At 68.7% G+C, this 23,401-nt stretch carries 22 protein-coding genes; 17 read left to right on the top strand and 5 right to left on the bottom strand.

The window, feature by feature from the left end:
• The first annotated feature begins 28 nt into the window (after positions 1-28).
• Genes AC07XP_RS10360 through AC07XP_RS10340 form a run of 5 tightly spaced genes read left to right on the top strand, consistent with a single transcriptional unit; the run spans position 29 to position 5,923 of the window.
• Entirely contained in the window at positions 29-565 is a 537-nt protein-coding gene (locus AC07XP_RS10360; protein ID WP_159271080.1) for a MarR family winged helix-turn-helix transcriptional regulator, read from the top strand.
• Complete coding sequence (locus AC07XP_RS10355; protein WP_495264598.1) at positions 558-2,036, top strand: efflux transporter outer membrane subunit; 1,479 nt, start codon at positions 558-560, stop codon at positions 2,034-2,036. The genes AC07XP_RS10360 and AC07XP_RS10355 overlap by 8 nt, the downstream gene beginning before the upstream one ends.
• Positions 2,037-2,071: 35 nt before the next feature.
• Positions 2,072-3,397 (top strand): HlyD family secretion protein, encoded by a 1,326-nt coding sequence (locus AC07XP_RS10350; protein ID WP_495264597.1) that lies wholly within the window; start codon positions 2,072-2,074, stop codon positions 3,395-3,397.
• A gap of 35 nt (positions 3,398-3,432) precedes the next feature.
• The gene (locus tag AC07XP_RS10345; RefSeq protein WP_495264596.1) at positions 3,433-4,995 is read left to right on the top strand and encodes a DHA2 family efflux MFS transporter permease subunit; all 1,563 of its coding nucleotides are present in this window, start codon (positions 3,433-3,435) and stop codon (positions 4,993-4,995) included.
• Positions 4,996-5,014: 19 nt separating this feature from the next.
• Positions 5,015-5,923, top strand: a complete 909-nt coding sequence (locus AC07XP_RS10340) for a LysR family transcriptional regulator (protein WP_495264595.1) — start codon at positions 5,015-5,017, stop codon at positions 5,921-5,923.
• A 16-nt stretch (positions 5,924-5,939) separates the two neighbouring features.
• On the opposite strand, the gene AC07XP_RS10335 is transcribed toward AC07XP_RS10340, so the two are convergent.
• The 3 genes from AC07XP_RS10335 to AC07XP_RS10325 form a co-directional block, all read right to left on the bottom strand.
• Positions 5,940-6,383, bottom strand: coding sequence for a cupin domain-containing protein (locus AC07XP_RS10335; protein WP_495264594.1), 444 nt, complete (start codon positions 6,381-6,383; stop codon positions 5,940-5,942).
• Positions 6,384-6,434: 51 nt separating this feature from the next.
• The gene (locus AC07XP_RS10330) at positions 6,435-7,052 is read right to left on the bottom strand and encodes a cysteine hydrolase family protein (RefSeq protein ID WP_495264593.1); all 618 of its coding nucleotides are present in this window, start codon (positions 7,050-7,052) and stop codon (positions 6,435-6,437) included.
• Between the two features lie 107 nt (positions 7,053-7,159).
• Positions 7,160-8,368: an AGE family epimerase/isomerase gene (locus AC07XP_RS10325; RefSeq protein WP_495264592.1), complete on the bottom strand. Its 1,209-nt coding sequence runs from the start codon at positions 8,366-8,368 to the stop codon at positions 7,160-7,162.
• Positions 8,369-8,708: 340 nt separating this feature from the next.
• On the opposite strand from AC07XP_RS10325, the gene AC07XP_RS10320 reads away from it, so the two are divergent.
• The 8 genes from AC07XP_RS10320 to AC07XP_RS10285 all read left to right on the top strand — a co-directional run bounded on the left by AC07XP_RS10320 (position 8,709) and on the right by AC07XP_RS10285 (position 16,026).
• Positions 8,709-9,479, top strand: a complete 771-nt coding sequence (locus AC07XP_RS10320; RefSeq protein ID WP_062474077.1) for an ABC transporter ATP-binding protein — start codon at positions 8,709-8,711, stop codon at positions 9,477-9,479.
• A complete protein-coding gene (locus AC07XP_RS10315; protein ID WP_062474075.1) occupies positions 9,479-10,186 on the top strand; it encodes an ABC transporter ATP-binding protein in 708 nt (235 codons plus the stop codon). Before AC07XP_RS10320 ends, AC07XP_RS10315 begins: the two co-directional genes overlap by 1 nt.
• A 37-nt stretch (positions 10,187-10,223) precedes the next feature.
• Positions 10,224-11,423, top strand: coding sequence for an ABC transporter substrate-binding protein (locus AC07XP_RS10310; protein WP_062474073.1), 1,200 nt, complete (start codon positions 10,224-10,226; stop codon positions 11,421-11,423).
• A gap of 31 nt (positions 11,424-11,454) precedes the next feature.
• A complete protein-coding gene (locus AC07XP_RS10305) occupies positions 11,455-12,651 on the top strand; it encodes an ABC transporter substrate-binding protein (protein WP_095746043.1) in 1,197 nt (398 codons plus the stop codon).
• Positions 12,652-12,696: 45 nt separating this feature from the next.
• Positions 12,697-13,572 (top strand): branched-chain amino acid ABC transporter permease, encoded by an 876-nt coding sequence (locus AC07XP_RS10300; RefSeq protein ID WP_062474069.1) that lies wholly within the window; start codon positions 12,697-12,699, stop codon positions 13,570-13,572.
• A gap of 10 nt (positions 13,573-13,582) precedes the next feature.
• Complete coding sequence (locus AC07XP_RS10295; protein WP_174254353.1) at positions 13,583-14,569, top strand: branched-chain amino acid ABC transporter permease; 987 nt, start codon at positions 13,583-13,585, stop codon at positions 14,567-14,569.
• A gap of 107 nt (positions 14,570-14,676) precedes the next feature.
• Entirely contained in the window at positions 14,677-15,126 is a 450-nt protein-coding gene (locus tag AC07XP_RS10290; RefSeq protein ID WP_495264591.1) for a cupin domain-containing protein, read from the top strand.
• A 141-nt stretch (positions 15,127-15,267) separates the two neighbouring features.
• Positions 15,268-16,026 (top strand): hypothetical protein, encoded by a 759-nt coding sequence (locus AC07XP_RS10285; protein ID WP_495264590.1) that lies wholly within the window; start codon positions 15,268-15,270, stop codon positions 16,024-16,026.
• A 21-nt stretch (positions 16,027-16,047) separates the two neighbouring features.
• Here AC07XP_RS10285 and AC07XP_RS10280 read toward each other — a convergent pair whose 3' ends face one another.
• Together AC07XP_RS10280 and AC07XP_RS10275 are read right to left on the bottom strand one after the other, a co-directional pair.
• On the bottom strand, positions 16,048-17,139 hold the full coding sequence (locus AC07XP_RS10280) for a lipocalin-like domain-containing protein (protein ID WP_495264589.1): 1,092 nt from the start codon (positions 17,137-17,139) through the stop codon (positions 16,048-16,050).
• 5 nt (positions 17,140-17,144) lie between these two features.
• Complete coding sequence (locus AC07XP_RS10275; protein WP_495264588.1) at positions 17,145-18,224, bottom strand: PLP-dependent cysteine synthase family protein; 1,080 nt, start codon at positions 18,222-18,224, stop codon at positions 17,145-17,147.
• A 98-nt stretch (positions 18,225-18,322) separates the two neighbouring features.
• On the opposite strand from AC07XP_RS10275, the gene AC07XP_RS10270 reads away from it, so the two are divergent.
• The 4 genes from AC07XP_RS10270 (at position 18,323) to AC07XP_RS10255 (ending at position 23,360) form a co-directional block, all read left to right on the top strand.
• Complete coding sequence (locus tag AC07XP_RS10270; protein WP_495264587.1) at positions 18,323-20,830, top strand: penicillin acylase family protein; 2,508 nt, start codon at positions 18,323-18,325, stop codon at positions 20,828-20,830.
• 298 nt (positions 20,831-21,128) lie between these two features.
• The gene (locus tag AC07XP_RS10265; protein WP_495264586.1) at positions 21,129-21,761 is read left to right on the top strand and encodes an STN domain-containing protein; all 633 of its coding nucleotides are present in this window, start codon (positions 21,129-21,131) and stop codon (positions 21,759-21,761) included.
• 3 nt (positions 21,762-21,764) lie between these two features.
• Complete coding sequence (locus tag AC07XP_RS10260; protein WP_307635466.1) at positions 21,765-22,292, top strand: RNA polymerase sigma factor; 528 nt, start codon at positions 21,765-21,767, stop codon at positions 22,290-22,292.
• Between the two features lie 72 nt (positions 22,293-22,364).
• Positions 22,365-23,360: a FecR family protein gene (locus AC07XP_RS10255; RefSeq protein WP_495264585.1), complete on the top strand. Its 996-nt coding sequence runs from the start codon at positions 22,365-22,367 to the stop codon at positions 23,358-23,360.
• Positions 23,361-23,401: the final 41 nt, after the last annotated feature.

Genomic DNA, 23,401 nt, shown 5'->3' with positions numbered 1-23,401 from the left:
AATTGCCATGACAACTAATATTTCAGGCATGAGCGATGCCCCCATTTCCCCGGTCCCTCCGACGCCCGACGAGGCCGTGCGCCCGCCGGCCGACTTCTATCGCGCCGAGGACTACCGCGCCGAAGAGAGCATCGGCTACCTGATGCGCCGCATCGTCACGTCCGTGGGTCAGACCGTCGGCACGCGCATGTGCGAGCCCGGCAGCCCCACGTACCCGCAGTGGGTGCCGCTGTACAAGCTGCACGTCGGCGCCGCCACCACCGTGGCCGAACTGGCCCGCGCCTGCGAGCTCGACACCGGCGCCATGACGCGCCTGCTCGACCGCCTCGAGGCCAAGGGCCTGTGCCGCCGCGTGCGCTCGCTCGAAGACCGCCGCGTGGTCAACATCGAACTCACCGACGAAGGCCGTGCGGCCGCGAAGGAAGTGCCCTATGTGCTGAGCCGGGTGCAGAACGAGTACCTGGCCGGCTTCAGCCTCGAAGAATGGGAGCAGCTCAAGGACTACTTGCGCCGCATCCTCGACAACGCACAGGGCCTCGCGGCCCGTGGAGAGAAGAATGACTGAGTCTTTCGCCGTGCGCGCGCTGCGCCGCACGCCTGTGGTGGCCGCCGCGCTGGCGGTGGTCGCGCTCGCCGGTTGCGCCGACATGGCCGGCATCGGCTCGCACGCGAAGTTGCGCAATGCGTCCACGCTCGGCATCGCAGCCGACCCCGCGCGCGCCACCGTGCCCAGCCTGGACAGCCAGTGGTGGCAGGCCTTCGGCGACAGCCAGCTCAATGCGCTGGTCGACCAGGCCGTGGCCGGCAACCCGAACCTGCAGGTCGCGCGTGCGCGCCTCGTGCGCGCCCAGGCCTCGGCGGACATCGCCGGCGCGGCGCTGCTGCCCAAGGTCGGTGCCGACCTGAACCTGAACCGCCAGAAGTTCAACAGCAACTACATCTACCCGGCGCCGCTGGGCGGCTCGACGCAGAACATCGGCCTGCTGCAACTCGGCGCGAGCTGGGAGCTCGACTTCTTCGGCAAGAACCGCAGCGCGCTCGACACCGCCCTCGGCGCGGCCAACGCGGCCGCAGCCGACGCCGATGCCGCGCGCGTGCTGCTCGCGAGCAACGTGGCGCGCAGCTACTTCCAGTGGGCGCGCCTGAATGAACAGGTCGAGGTGGCCAAGCGCACGCTGGCGCAGCGCGACGAGACCTTCAAGCTGGTGCGCGACCGCGTCTCGGCCGGCCTCGATACGCGCCTCGAACTGCGCCAGAGCGAAGGCGGCCTGCCCGAAGCCCGCCAGCAGATCGAAGCGCTCAACGAGCAGATCGCGCTGCAGCAGCACGCGCTCGATGCACTCGTGGGCCAGCCCAACGTGTCGGCCTCGCTGAAGCCGCCGGTGCTGGCCGGCGTGAAGCCGATGGCGCTGCAGGCGAACATCCCCGCCGACCTGCTGGGCCGCCGCGCCGACATCGCCGCCGCGCGCTGGCGCGTCGAAGCGGCCACCAGCGACGTGGCCAACGCCAAGACCCAGTTCTATCCCAACGTGAACCTCACGGCCTTTGCCGGCTTCCAGAGCCTGGGCTTCGGCAAGCTGCTCAAGTCGGGCAGCGAGCAGTGGGGCGTGGGCCCGGCCATCCACCTGCCGATCTTCGAAGGCGGGCGCCTGCGCGCCAACCTGCGCGGCAAGTCGGCCGACCTCGACGTGGCCATCGAAAGCTACAACGCCACCGTGCTCGACGCCGTGCGCGACGCGGCCGACCAGGTCTCGAGCGCGCAGTCGATCGTGCGCCAGCAGACCGAACAGCGCGCCGCGCAGACGGCCGCCGAAGGCGCCTACGACATTGCCGTGCAGCGCTACCGCGCGGGCCTGGGCAACTACCTCAACGTGCTGACCGCCGAAACCGCCGTGCTGGCCCAGCGCCGGCTCGCGGTCGACCTGGCGGCCCGCGCCCTCGACACGCAGGTGGGCCTGGCGCGCGCCCTGGGCGGCGGCTGGCAGCCGCCGGCCACCGCGACGGCCGCGGCCCCGACGGCCGCCGCACTGAACTGATTTGCTGATCCGCCTTCTTCGGAAAGAACTCCATCATGAGCGATAACAACACTCCGACATCCGCTTCCCCCGTGCCCCCCACCGCAGCGCCCGAGGCGCCTGCAAGCAACGGCAAGCGCCGCCGCGCACTCACCGCGCTCACCGCCGTGGTGCTGGTCGTCGGCGGCGGCTGGGGCCTGTACGAATGGCTGGTCGCCAGCCACTACGAGAACACCGACAACGCCTACGTGCAGGGCAACGTCATCCAGATCACGCCGCAGATCGGCGGCACCGTCATGGCCATCGGCGCCGACGACACCGACTTCGTGAAGGCCGGCCAGCCGCTGGTGCAGCTCGACCCGGCCGACGCCAAGGTCGCACTCGAGCAGGCCGAGGCCGCGCTCGCGCAGGCCGTGCGCCAGGTGCGCACGCTGTACGCCAACAACGGCTCGCTGGCCGCGCAGGTCACGCTGCGCCAGAGCGACATCGCCAAGGCCCAGAGCGACATCGCCAAGGCGCAGGACGACCTGCAGCGCCGCCGCGCGCTGTCGGGCAACGGCGCCGTGTCGAAGGAAGAACTCAACCACGCCGAGACGCAATTGGCCAACGCCAAGAGCGCACTCGCCGCCGCGCAGGCCGGCGTGGTCGCCGCGCGCGAGGCGCTGGCCAGCAACCAGTCGCTGACCGAAGGCACCAGCGTGGCCCAGCACCCGAGCGTGCTGGCCGCCGCCGCCAAGGTGCGCGAGGCCTACCTCGCCACGCAGCGCGTGGCCATGCCCGCGCCGGTCGACGGCTACGTCGCCAAGCGCACCGTGCAGCTGGGCCAGCGCGTGGCCGCAGGCACGCCGATGATGTCCATCGTGCCGCTGCACCAGCTGTGGGTCGACGCCAACTTCAAGGAAGTGCAGCTGCGCAACATCCGCATCGACCAGCCCGTGAAGCTCACCGCCGACGTGTACGGCAAGAAGGTCGAGTACACCGGCAAGGTCGCCGGCCTGGGCGTGGGCACCGGCGCCGCCTTTGCGCTGCTGCCGGCGCAGAACGCCACCGGCAACTGGATCAAGGTGGTGCAGCGCGTGCCCGTGCGCATCGCACTCGACCCCGAGCAGCTCAAGGCCAACCCGCTGCGCATCGGCCTGTCGATGGACGCCGAGATCGACATCACGCAGAAGACCGGCAAGATGCTGGCCGACGCGCCGCGCAGCACGGCCTTCGCGCAGACGCAGGTCTACAGCCAACTCGACCGCGGCGCCGACGCCGAGGTGGACCGCATCGTGGCCGCCAACCTCGGCCGTGGTACGCCCACGGCGGCGGTGAGCCGTCCGGCGGCCTCCAGCGCTGCGCCGGCCGCGCACGTCGCCACGCAGGGCCAGCCGGGCTGATCGCCGCCGGCTGCTGAACCCTCACAGCTCGCGCCATGGCCACTGCTGCTCCTGCCTATATCGCGCACCCCCCGCTCGAGGGCTCCGCCCGCGTGTGGGGCACGGTCGCGCTGTCCGCCGCCACCTTCATGAACGTGCTCGACTCGTCGATCGCGAACGTGTCGCTGCCGGCCATCTCGGGCGACCTCGGCGTGAGCACCACGCAAGGCACCTGGGTCATCACCAGCTTCGCGGTGGCCAATGCCATCGCGGTGCCGCTCACGGGGTTCATGACCCAGCGCTTCGGCCAGGTGCGCCTGTTCATGGCCAGCGTGATCCTGTTCATGATCGCCTCGCTGCTGTGCGGCCTGGCACCCAACATGACCACGCTCATCCTGTTTCGCGCGCTGCAGGGCTTCGTGGCGGGGCCGATGATCCCGCTGTCGCAGACGCTGCTGCTGTCGAGCTACCCGAAGGCCAAGGCCGGCCTGGCCATGGCGATGTGGTCGATGACGACGCTGGTCGCGCCGGTGATGGGGCCGCTGCTCGGCGGCTGGATCACCGACAACATCTCGTGGCCGTGGATCTTCTACATCAACATCCCGGTCGGCATCGTGGCCGCGGCCATCACCTGGACGCTGTACCACAAGCGCGAGAGCAAGACGCACAAGGTGCCGATCGACGCCATCGGCCTGGCGCTGCTGGTGCTGTGGGTGGGCTCGCTGCAGCTCATGCTCGACAAGGGCAAGGAACTCGACTGGTTCCACTCGGCCGAGATCGTCACGATGGCTGTGGTGGCCGTGGTCGGCTTCGCCTTCTTCCTGGTCTGGGAGCTGACCGACAAGCACCCGGTGGTCGACCTGTCGCTGTTCAAGCGCCGCAACTTCTGGTCGGGCGCGGTGGCCACGGCCATTGCCTACGGCCTGTTCTTCGGCAACGTGGTGCTGCTGCCGCTGTGGCTGCAGCAGTGGATGGGCTACACCGCCACGCAGGCGGGGATGATCATGGCGCCCGTGGGGCTGCTGGCGATCTTCTTCTCGCCGGTGGTGGGCCTCACCGTGTCCAAGATCGACCCGCGCCGCTACGCGACCTTCTCGTTCCTGGTGTTCGCGCTGGTGCTGTGGATGCGTTCGAACTTCAACACGCAGGCCGACTTCGTGACGATCATCATCCCGACGATCATCCAAGGCATCGCGATGGCGTTCTTCTTCATTCCGCTCGTGACCATCACGCTGTCGGGCCTCACGCCCGACCGCATCCCGGCCGCGTCGGGGCTGTCGAACTTTCTGCGGATCACGGCGGGCGCGATGGGCACCTCGATCGCCACCACGCTGTGGGACAGCCGCGCGGCGCTGCACCACGCGCAGCTGGTGGAGTCGGTGAACCCGGGCAACAGCGCGGCCACCAGCGCCATCTCGGGGCTGACCGGCAGCGGCTTCAGTTCCGAGCAGGTGCTCGGGCAGATCAACCGCCTGGTCGACCAGCAGTCGTTCATGCTCGCGACGAACGACATCTTCTATGCCTCGGCGGTGCTGTTCCTGCTGCTGATTCCGCTGGTGTGGCTGGCGCGGCCGCAAAAGGGCGGCGCGGGCGGCGACGCAGCCGCCGGCGCGCACTGACAACCGGCAGCGCTCGCGCATGGACCAGTTCGCGGCCATGAAGGCGTTCCGCGCCGTCGTGGAGGCCGGCGGCTTCACAGCCGCGGCCGACGCGATGGACGTGTCGCACACGGTGGTCTCGCGCCACGTCAAGCAGCTGGAAACGGCGCTGGGCGTGCAGCTGCTGAACCGCACCACGCGCCGCTTCGCGCTCACGCAGGCTGGCCAGACCTACTACGAACATGCGCGGCAGATCCTCGATCAGGTCGAGACCGCGGCGCTGGTCGTGGCGCAGCACCAGGTCGAACCCACGGGCCTGCTGCGCATCAACGCGCCGATGTCCTTCGGGCTGGAGGAACTGGCGCATTGGCTGCCGGCTTTTCTCGACACACATCCGCAGGTCAAGGCCGACCTCGTGTGCAACGACCGCTTCGTCGACCTGATCGAAGAGGGCTTCGACGTGGGATTGCGACTGGCATATGCACTCTCGGACTCGACGCTGATCGTCAAGCGCCTCGCGAGCTTCGAGGAGTGGTGGGTGGCATCGCCCGCCTACCTGCAGCGGCGCGGCACGCCGCGCACGCCCGCCGACCTGGCGGCGCACGACTGCCTCAACTATTCATTGGCCGCGAAGGCCGCACAGCCCAGCTTCACCGCGCCGGACGGCAGCGTCCACACGGTCGACGTGAGCGGGCGGCTGCAGGCCAACAGCGGGCTCGTGCTGCGCAGCGCCGCGCTGGCAGGCACGGGGCTGGCGGCGTCGCCGGCGTTTCTCGTGCGCGACCCTGTGGCGCGCGGCGAGCTGGTGCGCGTGCTGCCCGAATTTCGCCAGCAGCCGTTGAACCTGTACGCGCTGTATCCACAGAACCGGCACCTGTCGCCGAAGGTGCGGGCGTTTGTCGACTTTGCCGCCGCGCGCTACCTGCCCGCGGACGGGCAGGGCGACTGAGCGCGGCGGTCGCGCCTCACTTCGTCGCGGTGGGCACCAGGTCGAAACGGTCGCTCTGGTACTGGAACAACAGGCAGTTCGCCCCCGGCTCGCAGCCGCTGCGGTGCGGCAGCCGCGCCGGCAGCAGGTAGTACGAGCCGGCCGGGTACAGCACCTTCTTGCCGTCATTGAAGATCGCATAGAACACACCCGAGAGCACGACGGACGGGAGCGCCTGCGTGTGGCGATGGTGCGGGTTGTCGAAGCCGGCCGGGAATTCGACAAAAGCTTCGTACGGGCCATTGCCCGTCAGGTTGCCGCGCACGTTGGCGTAGCGGATGCCGCCCGCAAGGGCCTGCCATTGCAGCGTGTCGGCGGGCGCCGAGATCGGCGTGCGGGATGCCGGCGTGGCGGCGGTGGCGAAGCCCGGCGCGCACAGGGCGCAGGACAGGGCGAGGAGCAAGGCGGAAGAGAACTTCATGGTCATGGATCGAAGAGGTTGGATTCGTGGGTGCATGCGAAGGGCAGGGCGTCAGGCGTCCGCGTCCAGCAGCCGCAACACCTCCTCGGTCGAACGCACCTCGGCCACCACATCCGACACGCCGCGCAGCGCCGCGCGATGCAGTTCGCGGTGGCCCAGCACGCCGCCTTCTTCCAGGTCGAGGTCGCGCGTCGCGCAGGCGTCGCCCACGATGAGGCTCTGGTAGCCGCGCGGTGCGGCATCGAAGGCGGTGGCCGACACGCACATGTGCGTCATGAGGCCCGTGAGGATCAGCGTCGTGATGCCGCGCGCCTGCAGCTCGGCCTCGAGCGTGGTGCCGGCAAAAGCGCTCGGCGTGGCCTTGCGCAGCACGGCGTGTTGAGGCGCCGGGCGCAGTGCGTCGTGGATGCCGAAGGCGTGGCTGCCGTCCGCGAAGATCGGGCTGTCGGCGGGTGCCACATGCTGTACATGGAACACCGGCATCGCATGCCGGTCGGCGGCATCGATCAGGCGCCGCGCCTGGCGCAGGGCGGCGAGGCCATCGGGAATGGGCATGCGCCCGTCGAAGTACTCGTTCTGGAAATCGATCGCGATCAGCGCCGTGCTGGCGGGAGCTAGGCGGTTCGTCGGCACAGCGCCGGTGAGGCTGCGAATGCTGGGGTGCTTCATGCGTTCTCTGCGTGAGTGAAAGAAGGCCTGAAGCGTAGGCAGCCCGCGCGCTGCGGGGTAGATGCGTGGCCGCACAAGATTTGTGCGGATCGTGAAGGGTGACGCGGCTACTTCACGCCGTGGCCCAGCGCCTTCAGCACGTCATGGCACGCACCCATCGTGTGGTAATCGGTCTTGCCCGCCGGGCTCTTCTCGTCGCTGATCTTCGCGTTCTGCGGCGTGAGGATGCGATACCACGCCCCGTGTGCGTGGTCGACGAAGTGGTCCCAGCTGTAGGCCCAGATCCGGTCGTACCAGTCCCAGTAGCCGGCGTCGCCCGTGCGCACCGCGAGCAGGGCGGCGGCGGCGAAGCTTTCGGCCTGCACCCAGAAGTACTTGTCGCCGTCGCACACCGCGCCGTCGGGCCCGAAGCCGTAGACCAGCCCGCCGTGCGTGGCGTCCCAGCCGCGCTGCATCGCGGTGTCGAAGAAGTGGCGTGCACGCGGAACGATCCATTCGGTGCCGGGCGCGCCGGGTCCGAGGTGGCTCTCGAGTTGCAACAGCAGCTTGGCCCATTCGGTGAGGTGGCCGGTCTGGAAGCCCCAGGGCCGGAAGATGTTGGTCTTGTCGCCGCGGTTGTAGTCCCAGTCGACCGACCAGTCCTCGCGGTAGTGCTCCCACACCAGCCCGTCGGCGAGCGCAGCCTGCCGGCCCGTGATGCTTTCGGCCAGCGTGCGTGCGCGCTGAAGGTAGAAGGGCTCGCGCGTGGCGTCGTAGGCCGCGAGCATGGCCTCGCAGGCGTGCATGTTGGCGTTCTGGCCGCGATAGGGGCCGACCTGCCAGCTTGGCGTCGCCTCGTCGGCGTACAGCTGGTGCTGCGGTTCCCAGAAATGCCGTTCCATCAGATCGCGGGTGTGCGCGAGGCCGGCGCGTGCTTCCTCGACGCCGGCCATCAGCGCATGCGCGTGCGCCAGCAGCACGAAGGCCAGGCCGTAGCAGTGCTGCGTGCCGTCCTGCACGGTGGCCTGATGGCCATCCCAGTCGATCTGCCATGCATAGCCACCATTCGGCTGCGCATGCGCGGTCTGCAGGAACGCCAGGCCGTGGCGCACCGCCGCAAGATCGTCGGGCCGGCCGAAGCGGCGCCAGGCCATCGCGTGGTTGAACACGAAGCGCGTGCTGCTCACGAGGTGGCGCGTGCGCCGGTCGTACACGGTGCCGTCGTCCTTGAAGAAATGGAAGAAGCCGCCCGAGGCATCGCGGCTGCGCGGCGCGTAGAACGCCAGCGTGTGGGCGATGTGGCTGGCAAGGAATTCGGGTGAGCGGAAGTTCGGCATGGCGGTGATGGATTCAATCCGGGTGAAAGCGCATCGTGGCAGCGCAGCGGGCACGCGAGTTTTTCACGAAGCGTGCATGCGTGCCCGACATCCTCATGACGGTGCGCGTGCATGCATCGCGCGTTCGCACCTGTGCGTGCTGCGGTGCGCAATGTCGTCGGGACGACAGTCGCTCGCACAGAGGGGGCGCACTCTGTGAATGGTTGCAGTGCAGCATAGGCATTTGCCCCAGTATGCAATTGCATAGCAGCCACCAACAATCGGTCCGCGCTCGATGGTGGCGCATTGAGATGGACCGCATGACCGATTTCTTTTTTCCGCACACGGACGACGCCGCGAGATGAGCGACGTCATTCTTGAAACACGCCAGCTCACCAAGGAATTCAAGGGATTCACCGCGGTCAGCAAGGTCGACCTCTCGGTGAAGCGCGGTTCGATCCACGCGCTCATCGGCCCCAACGGTGCCGGCAAGACGACCTGCTTCAACCTGCTCACCAAATTCCTCGAGCCCACGGCCGGCACGATCCTGTTCAACGGCCACGACATCACGGGCGAACGCCCGGCGCAGATTGCGCGGCGCGGCGTGATCCGCTCGTTCCAGATCTCCGCCGTGTTCCCGCACCTCACGCTGCTCGAGAACGTGCGCCTGGGCCTGCAGCGCAAGCTGGGCACTTCGTACCACTTCTGGAAGAGCGAGAAGTCGCTCAAGCCGCTCGATGCGCGCGCCCGCGAACTGCTCGCCGAGGTGGGCCTCGAAGAGCTGGCCGACGAACAGACCGTGAACCTGCCCTACGGCCGCAAGCGCGCGCTCGAGATCGCCACCACGCTGGCCATGGAGCCCGAACTGATGCTGCTGGACGAACCCACGCAGGGCATGGGCCACGAAGACGTGCACCGCGTGGCCGAGCTCATCAAGCGCGTGTCGGCCGGACGCACCATCCTGATGGTCGAACACAACATGAGCGTCGTCTCGACCATTGCCGACACCATCACGGTGCTGCAGCGCGGCGCCGTGCTGGCCGAAGGCCCGTACGCCGAAGTCTCGAAGAACCCGCAGGTGATGGAGGCCTACATGGGCACCACCGACGGCGAAATGCAGGGGGCTCACTGATGACCGCTGCACTCGAAATCAAGGGCCTGCAGGCCTGGTACGGCGAATCGCACGTGCTGCATGGCGTCGACATGGTCGTGCAGCCGGGCGAGGTCGTCACGCTGCTGGGCCGCAATGGTGCGGGCCGCACGACGACGATGCGCGCCGTGATGGGACTCACCGGCGCCCGCAAGGGCAGCATCAAGGTCAACGGCGTCGAGACCGTCTCGATGGCGACGCACCGCATCGCGCACCTGGGCATCGGCTACTGCCCCGAAGAGCGCGGCATCTTCGCCAGCCTCTCGTGCGAAGAAAACCTGATGCTGCCGCCCGAGCTCAAGGGCGCGGGGCAGGGCATGTCGGTCGACGAGATCTACGCCATGTTCCCCAACCTCGCCGAGCGCCGCCACAGCCAGGGCACGCGCCTGTCGGGCGGCGAGCAGCAGATGCTGGCCGTGGCGCGCATCCTGCGCACCGGCGCCAAGCTGCTGCTGCTCGACGAAATCTCCGAAGGCCTCGCGCCCGTCATCGTGCAGGCGCTGGCCCGCATGATCACCACGCTGCGCGCCAAGGGCTACACCATCGTCATGGTCGAGCAGAACTTCCGCTTCGCCGCGCCGCTGGCCGACCGTTTCTACGTGATGGAGCACGGCCGCATCGTCGAGAAGTTCGGCGCCGCCGAGCTCGAAGCCAAGATGCCCGTGCTGACCGAGCTGCTCGGCGTCTGAGTTCTTTCACCCCTTCTTGCTACTGCCGGAGACATCCATGAAAAATCAGCTCACCGCTTTCGCCCTGGCTTTCAGCGCATTGGCGCTCGCTGCGTCCGCCCAGGCGCAAGGCCAGGACAAGGTCAAGATCGGCTTCATCACCGACATGTCCAGCCTGTACGCCGACCTCGAAGGCAAGAACGGCGCGCTGGCGATCCAGATGGCCATCGACGACTTCGGTGGCAAGGCGGCCGGCAAGCCGGTCGAGCTGCTCACCGTCGACCACCAGAACAAACCCGACATCGCCGCCTCGAAGGCGCGCGAGTGGATCGACACGCAAGGCCTGAGCATGGTCTTCGGCGGCACCAACTCGGGCGTGGGCCTGGCGCTGGCCAAGGTCGCGGCCGAGAAGAAGCGCGTGTACTTCAACAACGGCGCGGCCTCGTCGGCGCTCACCAACGAACAGTGCTCGCCCTACACCGTGCACTACGCCTACGACACCGTCGCGCTCGCCAAGGGCACCGGCGCCGCGGTGGTCGACGGCGGCGGCAAGACCTGGTTCTTCCTGACCGCCGACTACGCCTTCGGCCACGCGCTCGAAGCCGACACCTCCACCGTCGTGAAGGCCAAGGGCGGCACGATCGTCGGCGCGGTGCGCCACCCGCTCAACGCGTCCGACTTCTCGTCGTTCCTGCTGCAGGCGCAGAACTCCAAGGCGCAGATCCTGGGCCTGGCCAATGCGGGCGGCGACACCGTCAACAGCATCAAGGCCGCCAAGGAATTCGGCATCGGCAAGACCATGAAGCTGGCCGGCCTGCTGATCTTCCTGAGCGACGTGCACAGCCTGGGCCTGAAGAACACCGAGGGCCTGCAGTTCACCACCAGCTGGTACTGGGACCTGAACGACGAGACCCGCAAGTTCGCCAAGCGCTTCTTCGACAAGACCAAGCGCATGCCCACCGAGATCCAGGCCGCCGACTACTCGGCCACCATGACCTACCTCAAGGCCGTGGACGCCGCCAAGACCGACGATGCCGACAAGGTCATGGCAGAGCTCAAGAAGATGAAGCTCAACGACTTCTTCGGCACCGGCCAGATCCGCCCCGACGGCCGCTACGTGCACGACATGTACCTGATGCAGGTCAAGTCGCCCGCCGAATCGAAGACGCCGTGGGACTACTACAAGCTCGTGAAGAAGCTGCCCGGCGACACGGTGTTCACCACCAAGGCCGAGTCCAAGTGCACGCTCTGGAAGTGACACCACCGAACACCCCACAGGAACAACATCCATGAAGACCACCACATTCGCTCTCTCCGCCGTTTTCGCCGCCGCCGCGCTGGCCGCCGGCACCGCCCAGGCACAGGACAAGGTCAAGATCGGCTTCGTCACCGACATGTCGAGCCTGTACGCCGACGTCGAAGGCAAGAACGGCGCGCTGGCGATCCAGATGGCCATCGACGACTTCGGCGGCAAGGTCAACGGCATGCCCATCGAGCTGCTCACGGCCGACCACCAGAACAAGGCCGACATCGCCGCCTCCAAGGCGCGCGAGTGGATCGACACGCAGGGCCTGACCATGCTGTTCGGCGGCACCAGCTCCGGCACGGCCCTGGCCATGGCCAAGGTGGCGCAGGAGAAGAAGCGCGTCTTCGTCGTGAACGGCGCCGGCAGCTCGGCGCTCACCAACGAACAGTGCTCGCCCTACACCGTGCACTACGCCTACGACACCGTCGCGCTCGCCAAGGGCACCGGCGCGGCCGTGATCGGCCGTGGCGACAAGAGCTGGTACTTCCTGACCGCCGACTACGCCTTCGGCCAGGCCCTCGAAGCCGACGCGACCAAGGTCGTGAAGGAAAAGGGCGGCACCGTGCTGGGCTCGGTGAAGGCACCGCTCAACACCTCCGACTTCTCGTCCTTCCTGCTGCAGGCGCAGAACTCCAAGGCGCAGGTGCTGGCGCTGGCCAACGCCGGCGGCGACACCATCAACAGCATCAAGGCCGCGAAAGAGTTCGGCATCACCAAGAGCATGAAGATGGTGGGCCTGCTGGTGTTCGTGACCGACGTGCACAGCCTGGGCCTGAAGAACACCGAAGGCCTGCTGCTCACCACCAGCTGGGACTGGAACCTGGACGACAAGACGCGCGCCTTCGGCAAGCGCTTCTTCGAGAAGACCAAGCGCATGCCCACCGACATCCAGGCCGCCGACTACTCGGCCACCATGACCTACCTGAAGGCCGTGCAGGCCGCCAAGACGGTCGATGCCGACAAGGTCATGGCCACGCTCAAGTCCACGCCCATCGACGACTTCTACGCCAAGGGCAGCATCCGCGCCGACGGCCGCTTCGTGCACGACATGTACCTGGTGCAGGTCAAGTCGCCCGCCGAATCCAAGCAGCCGTGGGACTACTACAAGGTGGTCCAGAAGTTGAAGGGCGAAGAAGTCTTCACGACCAAGGCCGAAAGCCGCTGCGCCCTCTGGAAGTGACCTCCCGCGGGCGCCCCTGCGGCGCCCGGGTTCGTTGAAACGCTTATGAACATTTCCCTTCCCGCCTTGTTGAGCCAGCTCCTTCTGGGGCTGGTCAACGGCTCGTTCTACGCCATCCTGAGCCTCGGGCTGGCGGTGATCTTCGGTTTGCTCAACGTCATCAACTTCGCGCACGGCGCGCTGTTCATGCTCGGGGCCGTCCTCACCTGGATGGCGATGGAGTACCTGGGCGTCAACTACTGGGTGATGCTGATCGCCGCGCCGGTCCTCATCGGCCTGTTCGGCGTGGTCATCGAACGGCTGTTGCTGCGCTGGATCTACAAGCTCGACCACCTCTACGGCCTGCTGCTCACGCTGGGCCTCACGTTGCTGATCGAAGGCGTGTTCCGCTCGGTCTACGGCGTGTCGGGGCTGCCCTACGACGCGCCCGAGCTGCTGTCCAGTGCCACTGACCTGGGCTTCATGGTGCTGCCCAACTACCGTGCCTGGGTGGTCGTGGCCTCGCTGGTGATCTGCTTTGCGACCTGGTACGTGATCGAGAAGACGCGCCTGGGTGCCTACCTGCGCGCCGGCACCGAGAACCCGCGCCTGGTGGAAGCCTTCGGCGTCAACGTGCCGCTGATGATCACGCTGACCTACGCCTTCGGCTGTGCGCTCGCCGCCTTCGCCGGCGTGCTGGCCGCGCCGGTGATGCAGGTGTCGCCGCTGATGGGGCAGAACCTCATCATCGTGGTGTTCGCGGTGGTCGTGATCGGCGGCATGGGCTCCATCATGGGCGCCATCCTCACGGGCCTGGGCCTGGGCGTGATCGAGGGGCTCACGAAGGTTTTCTATCCCGAGGCTTCTTCGACGGTTGTGTTCGTGATCATGGTCATCGTGCTGCTCATCCGCCCCGCCGGCCTGTTCGGCAAAGAGAAATAAGGCGAGCGGCATGAACATGAAAAAAATCTCCACCGTCGTCTACGCGCTGCTGCTGGTCGCCCTGGTGCTCGCACCGTTCTTCGGCGCCTACCCGGTGTTCGTGATGAAGCTCATGTGCTTCGCGCTGTTCGCCGCGGCTTTCAACCTGCTGCTGGGCTACACCGGGCTGCTGTCCTTCGGCCACGCGGCCTTCCTGGGCGGCTCCGCGTACGTGGCGGGCCATGCGATCAAGGTCTGGGGCCTCACGCCCGAGCTGGGCCTGATCGCGGGCACGCTCACCGGCGCGCTGCTGGGCTGGCTGTTCGGCGTGCTGGCCATCCGCCGCCAGGGCATCTACTTCGCGATGATCACGCTGGCGCTCGCGCAGATGATGTTCTTCGTCGCACTGCAGGCCAAGTTCACGGGCGGCGAAGACGGCCTGCAGGGCGTGCCGCGCGGCAAGCTCTTCGGCATCGTCGACCTGTCCAACGACCTGACCATGTACTACGTGGCGCTGGTGATCGTGGTGGCGGCCTTCCTGCTGATCGTGCGCACCATCCACTCGCCGTTCGGGCAGGTGCTCAAGGGCATCAAGGAAAACGAGCCGCGCGCGCTCTCGCTGGGCTACGACGTGAGCCGCTTCAAGCTGCTGGCCTTCGTGATCTCGGCCGCGCTGTCGGGCCTGGCCGGCTCGCTCAAGACGCTGGTGCTGGGCTTTGCCACGCTGTCCGACGTGCACTGGACCGCCTCGGGCCAGGTCATCCTGATGACGCTGGTGGGCGGCCTGGGCACGCTGTCGGGCCCCATTGTGGGCTCGGCGGTGGTCGTGCTGCTCGAGAACAAGATCGGCGAACTCGGCAACTTCCTGGCGCGCATCACGACCGTCGACTGGTTCAACACGCTGGGCGAGTCGGTCACCATGGTCACGGGCCTGATCTTCGTGATCTGCGTGCTGGCCTTCCGCAAGGGCATCATGGGCGAGATCATCGCCTTCATCGAGCGCCGCCGCGCGAAGTAGCGATGCCGGTGGCGTGACGGCGGGGAGGTTACCCTCCCTGCGGCGCCACCGCTTGTGCCCCCTGTGGCCGGGGCGCAGAATCCGGCTCCCACTTCGAGGAGCCGGCCATGGCCCTTCTTCCGTACTTTGTCCTCCCGCCCGAGCGGCGCGAAACGCCCTTGAACGTGCTCGGAACGCAGGTGACGGTGCTGGCGTCGAACGCCTCGACGCAGAGCTACGGCGTCACCTTCCAGCGCGGCGACGAAGGCACGGGCCCGCCACCGCACAGCCACGACTGGGACGAATCGTTCTACGTGCTCGGCGGCGAGGTCGAATTCCTCTGCGACGGCCAGGCGCATCGGTGCCAGCCTGGCACGCTGGTGCACGTGCCGCGCGGCACGGTGCACGGCTTTCACTACGGCAACGGCGGCGGGCAGATGCTCGAGATCACAGGGCAGGACGCGATGGCCGCGCAGATGTTCACCGCCATCGACCGCGAGATTCCGGTCGGGCCGGCGCCCGACATTCCGAAGCTGCTGGCGGTGCTGGCGCGCAATGGGGTGACGGTCTCGGCGTGAGCCGCGACCCTCATCGGCACTGACAAGCCGACGCTGTCCAAAACCACCGGTTCCCGTGGCGACGCCGCATGCAGCGCTCGGCACAATCATCCGCACCCGGCCGCACCGGCCCACACCGACAAGAAGATGGAGGAGACCCCCATGCGCAGATGGCTGCTCGCACTTTTCGTGGCGCTCGCGCTGACAGGGTGCATGACCCCGCCGCCGCTGCCGCCGAACGGCGGCCAGCTCGCGAAGGGCGCGAAGGTCGGCCTGCTGGTCCGCATCCCCACCGCCTCTGCGGAACACATGCATGTGGGCACGACCGTCTTCAACAATTTCTCGACCACGTACCCGTTCCCCTGGAACCCCACGGCCAAGGTCTACGAGGCCTTCACGTCGGAGCTCGAAAAGGCGGGCTTCCAGGTGGTGCGGCTCACGAGCTTTGCCACGACCTCCGTCAACGCGCTGGCCGTCTTCAAGCACGATCGATGGATCGCGAATCCTGCGCAAGCGTGGGCGACACGCAAGCTGAAGGACGACCAGATTGCCGCGGTGGTCCTCGTCGAGGCGACGCGAACGCAGGCGCGCCTGGAGTGCACCGGTGGGCCCTGCGGCGAGAGCGTCATGCAGAACTCGGGCCTCTTCACGCGAAGCATGCTGGGGTCGACGCGGTACTTCGCGGTGCCCGCGATCGAAGCCAAGGTCTTCGTCATGGACCCGCCGCTGAACCTCGCGGCCTACGAGCCGATGCTCGCCCAGCAGCGGCAACGGGTGCGGCAACTCAAGGATTTCCAGGAGCCGCGCGACCTCAAGCGGTTGAGCGCTGCCGAGTTCGCGCCGGTCGCTTCGGCGATCGACGACCACGTCCGCGCGCTGTCGCGCAACACGGCGCAGGCGCTGAGCCAGGGCGTGAAGTAACCCATCGCGCCGGGCTTCGGCTCACAGCCGCAGCGGCGCCGCGTAGCCCGTCATCTCGAGGTATCCGCGCCCCACGCGCCGGCCTTGTTGCGCGTCGCGCAGCTCGCTCAAGCCTTCCCAGTACACACCGCCCGTGGAGCCGCGGCTGTCCAGTTCCTGGTCGTCGAGCAGGGCCTGCACCTCGAAGCGGCCCGCGGGCGTGTCGATGCGCCAGTGCGTCGGGTAGCTCGCGCGCGTGCGCGGGCTGGTCCAGCTGCGCAGCGCCTCGAAGCGCACCTCGCCGGGCTGGAAGATGCGCGCCGCGCCACCGCGCGGGCGGAACGAGCCGCCGGACCACAGCGCGCTGCCGTCGCGGCGGCGCAGGTGGAAGGCGGTGAGCGCGCTGCCGTCGTCGAGGTTCATGCCGATCCAGTCCCAGCCCACGGCCTCGGGGTGCATCAGCGCCTCGCTCCATTCGTGGTCGAGCCAGGCGGTGCCGGCGATCTCGAACGGGGCCTGGCCTTGCAAGGTGAGGCGGCCCTGCGCCTGCAGCTGCGGCTCGCTGTAGTAGTAGCTCGCCTGCTCGGGGTCGGGGCCTTTGCGCGACAGGCCTTCGCGGCCCTGCAGCAGCACGGGTTGCGACGGCGCGAAGCGCAGGTCGAGCGTGAACTCGCCGGCGGGGATGCGCGCGGTGTAGGCGCCGTTGCCGGCATCGCGCACCAGCGACCAGTCGCGCAGCCGCACGTCGGTGTCGGCCTCGCCGGCCGAGGCCACGTCGAAGCCCGCGCGTGCGATGCGCTGGTCGTGCCGCAGCACGCGGCCTTCGAGGTCGGTGACGGCGGCGTGCGCGAACACCAGCTGCTTGGCCGCGAAGGCCGAGCGCATGGCCTGCGTGGCGTCGACGCGCGAGCGGAAGAAGGTGACCTGGAAGCCGAACGCGCGCCCCGCGGCGGTCTGGCCGTGGCCGGTGATGTACCACCACTCGGTGCGCAGCTCGGGGTGGCTGCCGAAGTCACGCGGAAACTGCAGCGCCTTCGCGGGCAGGGCCCAGGCGGCATGCGGCGCGCCCGACGCCGCCAGCGCCGCCAGCAGCAACAGCTGCCGCCGCGCGATGAGGCCACGGGGCGGGCGCATGGCCATCAGCCCGCCACCAGCGCGTCGATGCGTTGCTGCGCGGGCGCGATGTCGCCGAAGGCGTTGCGCACCCAGTCGGCGTCGTGGTAGCTCGGCAGGTAGCGTTCGCCCGCGTCGCACAGCAGCGAAAGGATCGAGCCCTGCTGGCCGGCCGCGCGCATCTCGTGCGCCACGGCCAGCATGCCGACGAAGTTGGTGCCGGTCGACGGGCCGACCTTGCGCCCCAGCAGCGCCGACAGCGCATGCATGGCGGCCACCGAGTCGAGGTTGGGCACTTCGAGCATGCGGTCGACCAGCGTGCGCACGAAGCTGGGTTCCACGCGCGGGCGGCCGATGCCTTCGATGCGCGAGCCGGGTGCCGTGAGCGTGGCGTCGCCGCTGCGGTGGTAGGCCGAGAACACCGAGCCCTCGGGGTCGGCCACGCACACCTGCGTGTCGTGGCAGCGAAAGCGCAGGTAGCGCCCGATGGTGGCGCTGGTGCCGCCGGTGCCGGCACCCACCACGATCCACGCGGGCACCGGGTGCCGCTCGTGCGCCATCTGCTGGAACATGCTCTCGGCGATGTTGTTGTTGCCGCGCCAGTCGGTCGCGCGCTCGGCGTAGGTGAACTGGTCCATGTAGTGGCCGCCGGTGCGCTCGGCCAGCGCGCGGGCCTCGTCGTACACCTGCGCCGCGTGGTCGACGAAGTGGCAGCTCGCGCCGTAGAAGGCGATCTGCGCGACCTTCTCGGGCGAGGTGCTGCGCGGCATCACGGCGATGAAGGGCAGGCCCAGCAGCCGCGCGAAGTAGGCCTCGCTCACGGCGGTGGAGCCGCTCGAGGCCTCGACGATGGTCGTGCCTTCGCGCACCCAGCCGTTGCACAGCGCGTACAGGAACAGCGAGCGCGCGAGCCGGTGCTTGAGGCTGCCGGTGGGGTGCGTCGATTCGTCCTTCAGGTACAGGTCGATGCCGTGCGCGGCCAGCGCGGGCAGCGGCAGCGGAATGAGGTGCGTGTCGGCGCTGCGCTGGTAGTCGGCTTCGATGCGGCGGATCGCGCCGGCGAGCCAGCTGTCGCAGGAAGAGGTTGAAGGGGTGGTGGGCTGCATAGCGCGCCAGTCTACAAGTCATGCCTTGTAACCCGGTGGGTGACAGAAATCGGGATACTGCCCGCTGCCAATCCACAACAAGACCGGAGACGAACTGCATGAAGAGAATGAACCATCGGCTTTCCCTGGGCGCCGTGTCGCTGGCGGTGCTCGCCCTCGCAGGGTGTGCGTCCAATGCCCCGGGCGTGAACACGCCCACGCGACCCTCCTCATCCTTCGCGGTGCCTGGTCTGGAGAAGCCCGCCGAAGTGCTGGTCGACCGCTGGGGTGTGCCGCACCTGTACGCCGGCACGCTCTACGACGCCTTCGTGGCGCAGGGCTTCATCGCCGCGCGCGACCGGCTCTGGCAGATGGACCTGTGGCGCAAGCGCGGCCTGGGCGAGATGGCGAAGGACTTCGGCCCCGCCTGGGTCGAGAGCGACCGCGCCGCGCGCGCCGTGCTCTACCGCGGCGACATGTACCGCGAATGGCTGGCCTACGGCTCCGACGCCAAGCGCGTGGCCGAGGCCTTCACGGCCGGCGTCAATGCCTACGTGGCGCAGGTGCGCGCGCAACCCGCGCTGCTGCCGACCGAGTTCGCGCTGCTGGGCTACCAGCCGGCCACGTGGTCACCCGAGGACGTGGTGCGCATCCGGCACCACGGGCTCACGCTCAATTTCACGTCGGAGGTCGACCGCGCACGCGCGTTCTGCGCCGGCGCGTCGGGCGCCAAGGCCGACTGGCTGCGCCGCGAGCTCGATCCGCCGGTCACGCCGAAGGTGCCCGAGGGCTTCGATCCCTGCAGCCTTCCGGTGGCGGAGCTGCGCGCGGCCTACCTGCGGGCGACCGATGCGCCGCGCTTCACCAAGGAGAACACGCGCGTGGGCATGAACGCGGGCGCGTCTTCCGCGCCGGTCGCGCTGCTGCCGGGCAGTGCGGAGGCGATCGCCGCGAAGGCCGAGCAGGACGAGGCGTCGCAAGGTGATCCCACGGCCGCCTACGGCAGCAACAACTGGGTCATCGCGCCGAAGCTCACGTCCACGGGCCGGCCCATCCTGGCCAACGACCCGCACCGCGCGCACGGCGCACCGAGCCTGCGCTACATGACGCACCTGAGCGCGCCCGGCATGGACGCCATCGGCGCGGGCGAGCCCTTCCTGCCGGGCCTGTCGATCGGCCACAACGGCACCATCGCCTTCGGCCTCACGCGCTTCTACATGGACCAGGAAGACCTGTACGTGTACGAGCTGAACCCCAGCAACCCCGAGGAGTACCGCTACCAGGGCCGCTGGGAGCCGATGACGCGCGTCACCGAGCGCATCGCGGTCAAGGGCGAGGGCGCGCCGCGCGAGGTGGTCAACACCTTCACGCGCCACGGCCCGGTGCTGGTCGTGGAGCCCGGCAAGCGCCGCGCCTTCGCCTTGCGCGCCGCCTGGCTGGAGCCCGGCATGGCGCCGTACTTCGGTTCGATGGACTACATGCGCGCGCGCAACTGGGACCAGTTCCGCGCGGCCATGAACCGCTGGGGCGCACCGGGCGAGAACCAGGTGTATGCCGACAGCAGCGGCAACGTCGGCTGGATTCCGGGCGGCCTCACGCCGATCCGTCCGAACTGGGACGGCCTCATGCCGGTGCCGGGCGACGGCCGCTATGAATGGTCGGGCTTCCGTAATGGCGACGAGCTGCCCTCGGAGTTCAATCCCGCGCGCGGCTACGTGGTCACGGCCAACGAGAACAACATCCCGCCCGACCATCCGGCCGCGACGAAGGGCGTGGGCTACGAGTGGAGCGATGCGGCCCGCGCGCGCCGCCTCAAGGAACTGTTCGCGGCCAAGGTGGCGGCGGGTTCGCGCTTCACCATCGAGGACTCGGAGCGCATGCAGAACGACATCGTCGCGACGCCGGCGCAGCGCGTGCTGAAGCTCTTGGCCGGCCAGCGCAGCGACGACGCCCAGACCGCGGCGGCGCTGCGCCTGCTGCAAGGCTGGGACGGCGCCATGGACCGCGACAGCGCGGCGGCCGCGCTGTACGAGGTGTGGAGCAGCAAGTTCCTGCGCCAGGCCGTGCTCAAGGCCGGGGCGGGCGATGCCGCCGCCGCGCTGGCCGCACCCGGCGACAACACGCGCATGGTGCTGCTGCTGGAGAACCCGTCCGGCTGGGTGAGCAACGCGCAGCGCGACGCCTTGCTGTTGACGACCTTGCCCGCCGCCATGCAGGAGCTGTCCGCCAAGCTCGGGCCCGACCCGGCGGCGTGGAAGTGGGGCGCCTTGCACCGCGCCGAGTTCCGGCATCCGCTGGGCGGCGTGGTCGATGCGGCCACGCGCAAGAAGCTCGAGGTGGGCGACTGGCCGATGTCCGGCTCGTCGTTCACGCCGATGGCGGCCACCTACCGCGCGAACGACTACAAGCTGACCTCGGGCGCGTCGTTTCGCATGGTGCTCGACGTGGGCAACTGGGACGCGTCGCGGGTCATCAACACGCCGGGCCAGTCGGGCAACCCCGACAGTCCGAACTACCGCGACCTGGCGCCGCTGTGGCTCGAAGGCAAGTACGTGCCGCTGGTCTACAGCCGCGGGGCGGTCGAGAAAGAAACGGTGGAACGGATCCAGCTGACGCCGGGGCGCTAGCAGGACCGGTCACGCAAGAGGGCGCTGCCCGCGCCCCGCCGCGGCGCGCCCGGCCATGCCGCTCGTCACGAGGTCGTCATTCGCCGATGTGATGCTTGCAGGAGTTGAAATACTGCCCACAAGCTTGCTGACACGATCCACTTCTTCCTTGTTGACTTCAGCGCATGGTGGTCGTGGGCGAGTGGTTGGACGGGGCTTGGGCCGGGGCAGGGACGACAGGCTCGTGCGAGCCTTTGTCTGTGGCCTGACGTGCACCGTGGTGTGCGTCTGCATCGCCTGGGGATCGACAGCGAAGGCCGTGGCCGCGGGCACCGACGTGCAGTCGGCAGATGCCGCCACCCGCGCGTCGTCCGAATCGCAGATGCTCGACTTCGACCTGCCGGCGCAGCCCTTGGCGGCTGCCCTGGCGCAATACGCCGCGGTGTCGGGGCGGTCGGTGATGTTCATCGACGAGTGGGTGGCGGGGCGAACGTCCGCCCCGGTGCGCGGGCGCCATACGCCGCATGCCGCCTTGCGGGCCTTGCTGGCCGGCACGGGTTTCACCGCGGACGACGTGGACACGCAGCTTTCCGGTGCCTTCATCCTGAAGCGCGTCGCCGCGGCGCCCGGGCTGGCATCGACCGCCGCTTCGCAACGCGGGTACGACGCCCTGGTCCAGGCCCGTGTCTGGGACGCGCTGTGCGCCGATCTGCGTACGGCCCCCGGCCACTACCGCGCGATCCTGCAACTGCAGGTGACCGCGTCGGGCCGCATCAGCCAGGCCCGCCTGGTGTCGTCTTCGGGAGACCCCGCGCGGGACGCCGCCATGCTTGCGGCATTGGCCCCTCTGAAGATGGACCGTCCCCCGCCGGCGGACCTGGCGCTGCCGCTCACGCTGGCCATCCTTCCGCACGACGTGTTGCCCGGGCCCCGCTGTGCCACGGTGCACTGACGCATGACGGAGAACGTCATCCCGCTGCTGCGCAGCTTCCTGGTGCAACGCTACGAGCAGCTCAGGCAGCGCCTGGCCGTGCGGCTGGGCAATCGCGAACTGGCGGAAGACGCCCTGCACGAAACCTGGCTGAAGCTGGAGCGCAGCCAGCCCATGGCGGGCCCCATTGCCACACCCCAGGCGTACCTGCTGCGCATGGCGGTCAACCTGGCCATCGATGTCCGGCGCGCACAGAGCCAGGTCTTGCTGTCGGACGACATCGACATGCTGATGAACGAGCTGCCGGACCCGGCGCCCGGTCCCGCCGAGGTCGCCGAAGCCCGTTCGCAGCTGGAGGCGCTGGACGGCCTGCTGTCGCGCCTGCCGCCGCGCCGCCGCGAAATCCTGCTACTGGTTCGACTGGAGGGCTGGTCCCAGCGGGACGTGGCCACGCGGCTTGGCATTCCTGTGCGGACCGTCGAGTACGAACTGAAGGCCGCGCAGGATCTTCTGTTCTCGCGGCTGGAACCGCGCTCTGGCAGGTCTTCATGACGGCACGAAGAAATAGTTTGCGGATTGCGGTGTCGGCAACCGTCTATCAAGTACGGGGCCCCTGAAACCCACATGACGACGCACCCTTCACCACCGACGCTTCCCGAGACGCTGCGCGAAGACGCGCGCGCGTGGGTGCGCAAGCTGCATTCGGGCGCCGCCACGCAGTGGGAGGCGCAGGCGTTCCGGCGCTGGCGCGACGCGAGTCCCTTGCATCAGGCGGCGTTCATCGAGGCCCGGCAGCAGTGGCGCGTGCTTCAACCCGCGCTGAACCGGCTGGTGCGCACCGACGCCGAAGCGGCGAGCCTTCACCGCGAGACCCTGCGCAAGCCCGCGGCGGGCCGCCGGGCCTTCCTGGGCGTGGCCGGCGCAGCCGCCGCGGCCGGTGTCGCGGGGGTGGCGGTCTATTCGCCCCTGGGGTTGTGGCCCGCGGCCAATGAATGGCGTGCGGACTGGCGCACGGCCGCCGGCGAGCAGCGCGCGATCGCGTGGTCCGATCAGATCGACGTGACCTTGAACACCCGCACCAGCATCCGCCGGGTGGCCTCGGACGACGACCAGGCCGAGGGGCTGGAGTTGCTGAACGGCGAAGCGGCGATCGAGATGCTGCCCAGTGCGCTCACCTTCAGCGTCGTGGCCGGCGCCGGCCGCAGCATTGGCGAGTCGGCGCGCTTCGAGATCAGCCGACTGGAAGGGCGGGTGTGCGTGACCTGCCTGGCGGGGCGCGTGCGCATCGAGCACCCGGCCGGCGACCGTGTGCTGCTGGCGCGCCAGCAAGCGGTCTACCGCGATCATTCCATCAGCGGCATCGCCGCCGCGGACCCCGAGGTGGCTTCTGCCTGGCGGCGCGGTGAGCTCGTGTTCAAGCAGGCGCCCTTGTCGGTGGTGCTGGACGAGATCAATCGCTACCGCCCCGGGCGTGTGGTGCTGATGGTGGATGCGCTGCGGGGGAAAACGGTCACCGCGACCTTCAAGCTCGACCGCCTCGATCTGGCCTTGCTCCAGATGCAGCGTTCCTTCGGTTTGAATGCCCGGTCGCTCCCCGCCGGCGTGCTGGTCCTGAGCTAGAGGTGGACCTCGGGATTGGGTGGTGACCCTGTCTCGATGTC

This window comes from Variovorax sp. GW531-E2, from assembly GCF_059423125.1.
This window is presented reverse-complemented; position numbering and strand designations above follow the sequence as displayed.

What these genes read in the sequence shown, in the direction of transcription:
- AC07XP_RS10280 (WP_495264589.1), bottom strand. Translation starts at nt 17,139, where the DNA reads ATGCGCCCGCCCCGTGGCCTCATCGCGCGGCGGCAGCTGTTGCTGCTG.
- AC07XP_RS10260 (WP_307635466.1), top strand. Translation starts at nt 21,765, where the DNA reads ATGACGGAGAACGTCATCCCGCTGCTGCGCAGCTTCCTGGTGCAACGC.
- AC07XP_RS10355 (WP_495264598.1), top strand. Translation starts at nt 558, where the DNA reads ATGACTGAGTCTTTCGCCGTGCGCGCGCTGCGCCGCACGCCTGTGGTG.
- AC07XP_RS10255 (WP_495264585.1), top strand. Translation starts at nt 22,365, where the DNA reads ATGACGACGCACCCTTCACCACCGACGCTTCCCGAGACGCTGCGCGAA.
- AC07XP_RS10300 (WP_062474069.1), top strand. Translation starts at nt 12,697, where the DNA reads ATGAACATTTCCCTTCCCGCCTTGTTGAGCCAGCTCCTTCTGGGGCTG.
- AC07XP_RS10305 (WP_095746043.1), top strand. Translation starts at nt 11,455, where the DNA reads ATGAAGACCACCACATTCGCTCTCTCCGCCGTTTTCGCCGCCGCCGCG.
- AC07XP_RS10310 (WP_062474073.1), top strand. Translation starts at nt 10,224, where the DNA reads ATGAAAAATCAGCTCACCGCTTTCGCCCTGGCTTTCAGCGCATTGGCG.
- AC07XP_RS10345 (WP_495264596.1), top strand. Translation starts at nt 3,433, where the DNA reads ATGGCCACTGCTGCTCCTGCCTATATCGCGCACCCCCCGCTCGAGGGC.
- AC07XP_RS10295 (WP_174254353.1), top strand. Translation starts at nt 13,583, where the DNA reads ATGAACATGAAAAAAATCTCCACCGTCGTCTACGCGCTGCTGCTGGTC.
- AC07XP_RS10320 (WP_062474077.1), top strand. Translation starts at nt 8,709, where the DNA reads ATGAGCGACGTCATTCTTGAAACACGCCAGCTCACCAAGGAATTCAAG.
- AC07XP_RS10285 (WP_495264590.1), top strand. Translation starts at nt 15,268, where the DNA reads ATGCGCAGATGGCTGCTCGCACTTTTCGTGGCGCTCGCGCTGACAGGG.
- AC07XP_RS10350 (WP_495264597.1), top strand. Translation starts at nt 2,072, where the DNA reads ATGAGCGATAACAACACTCCGACATCCGCTTCCCCCGTGCCCCCCACC.
- AC07XP_RS10340 (WP_495264595.1), top strand. Translation starts at nt 5,015, where the DNA reads ATGGACCAGTTCGCGGCCATGAAGGCGTTCCGCGCCGTCGTGGAGGCC.
- AC07XP_RS10335 (WP_495264594.1), bottom strand. Translation starts at nt 6,383, where the DNA reads ATGAAGTTCTCTTCCGCCTTGCTCCTCGCCCTGTCCTGCGCCCTGTGC.
- AC07XP_RS10270 (WP_495264587.1), top strand. Translation starts at nt 18,323, where the DNA reads ATGAAGAGAATGAACCATCGGCTTTCCCTGGGCGCCGTGTCGCTGGCG.
- AC07XP_RS10325 (WP_495264592.1), bottom strand. Translation starts at nt 8,368, where the DNA reads ATGCCGAACTTCCGCTCACCCGAATTCCTTGCCAGCCACATCGCCCAC.
- AC07XP_RS10330 (WP_495264593.1), bottom strand. Translation starts at nt 7,052, where the DNA reads ATGAAGCACCCCAGCATTCGCAGCCTCACCGGCGCTGTGCCGACGAAC.
- AC07XP_RS10290 (WP_495264591.1), top strand. Translation starts at nt 14,677, where the DNA reads ATGGCCCTTCTTCCGTACTTTGTCCTCCCGCCCGAGCGGCGCGAAACG.
- AC07XP_RS10315 (WP_062474075.1), top strand. Translation starts at nt 9,479, where the DNA reads ATGACCGCTGCACTCGAAATCAAGGGCCTGCAGGCCTGGTACGGCGAA.
- AC07XP_RS10360 (WP_159271080.1), top strand. Translation starts at nt 29, where the DNA reads ATGAGCGATGCCCCCATTTCCCCGGTCCCTCCGACGCCCGACGAGGCC.
- AC07XP_RS10275 (WP_495264588.1), bottom strand. Translation starts at nt 18,224, where the DNA reads ATGCAGCCCACCACCCCTTCAACCTCTTCCTGCGACAGCTGGCTCGCC.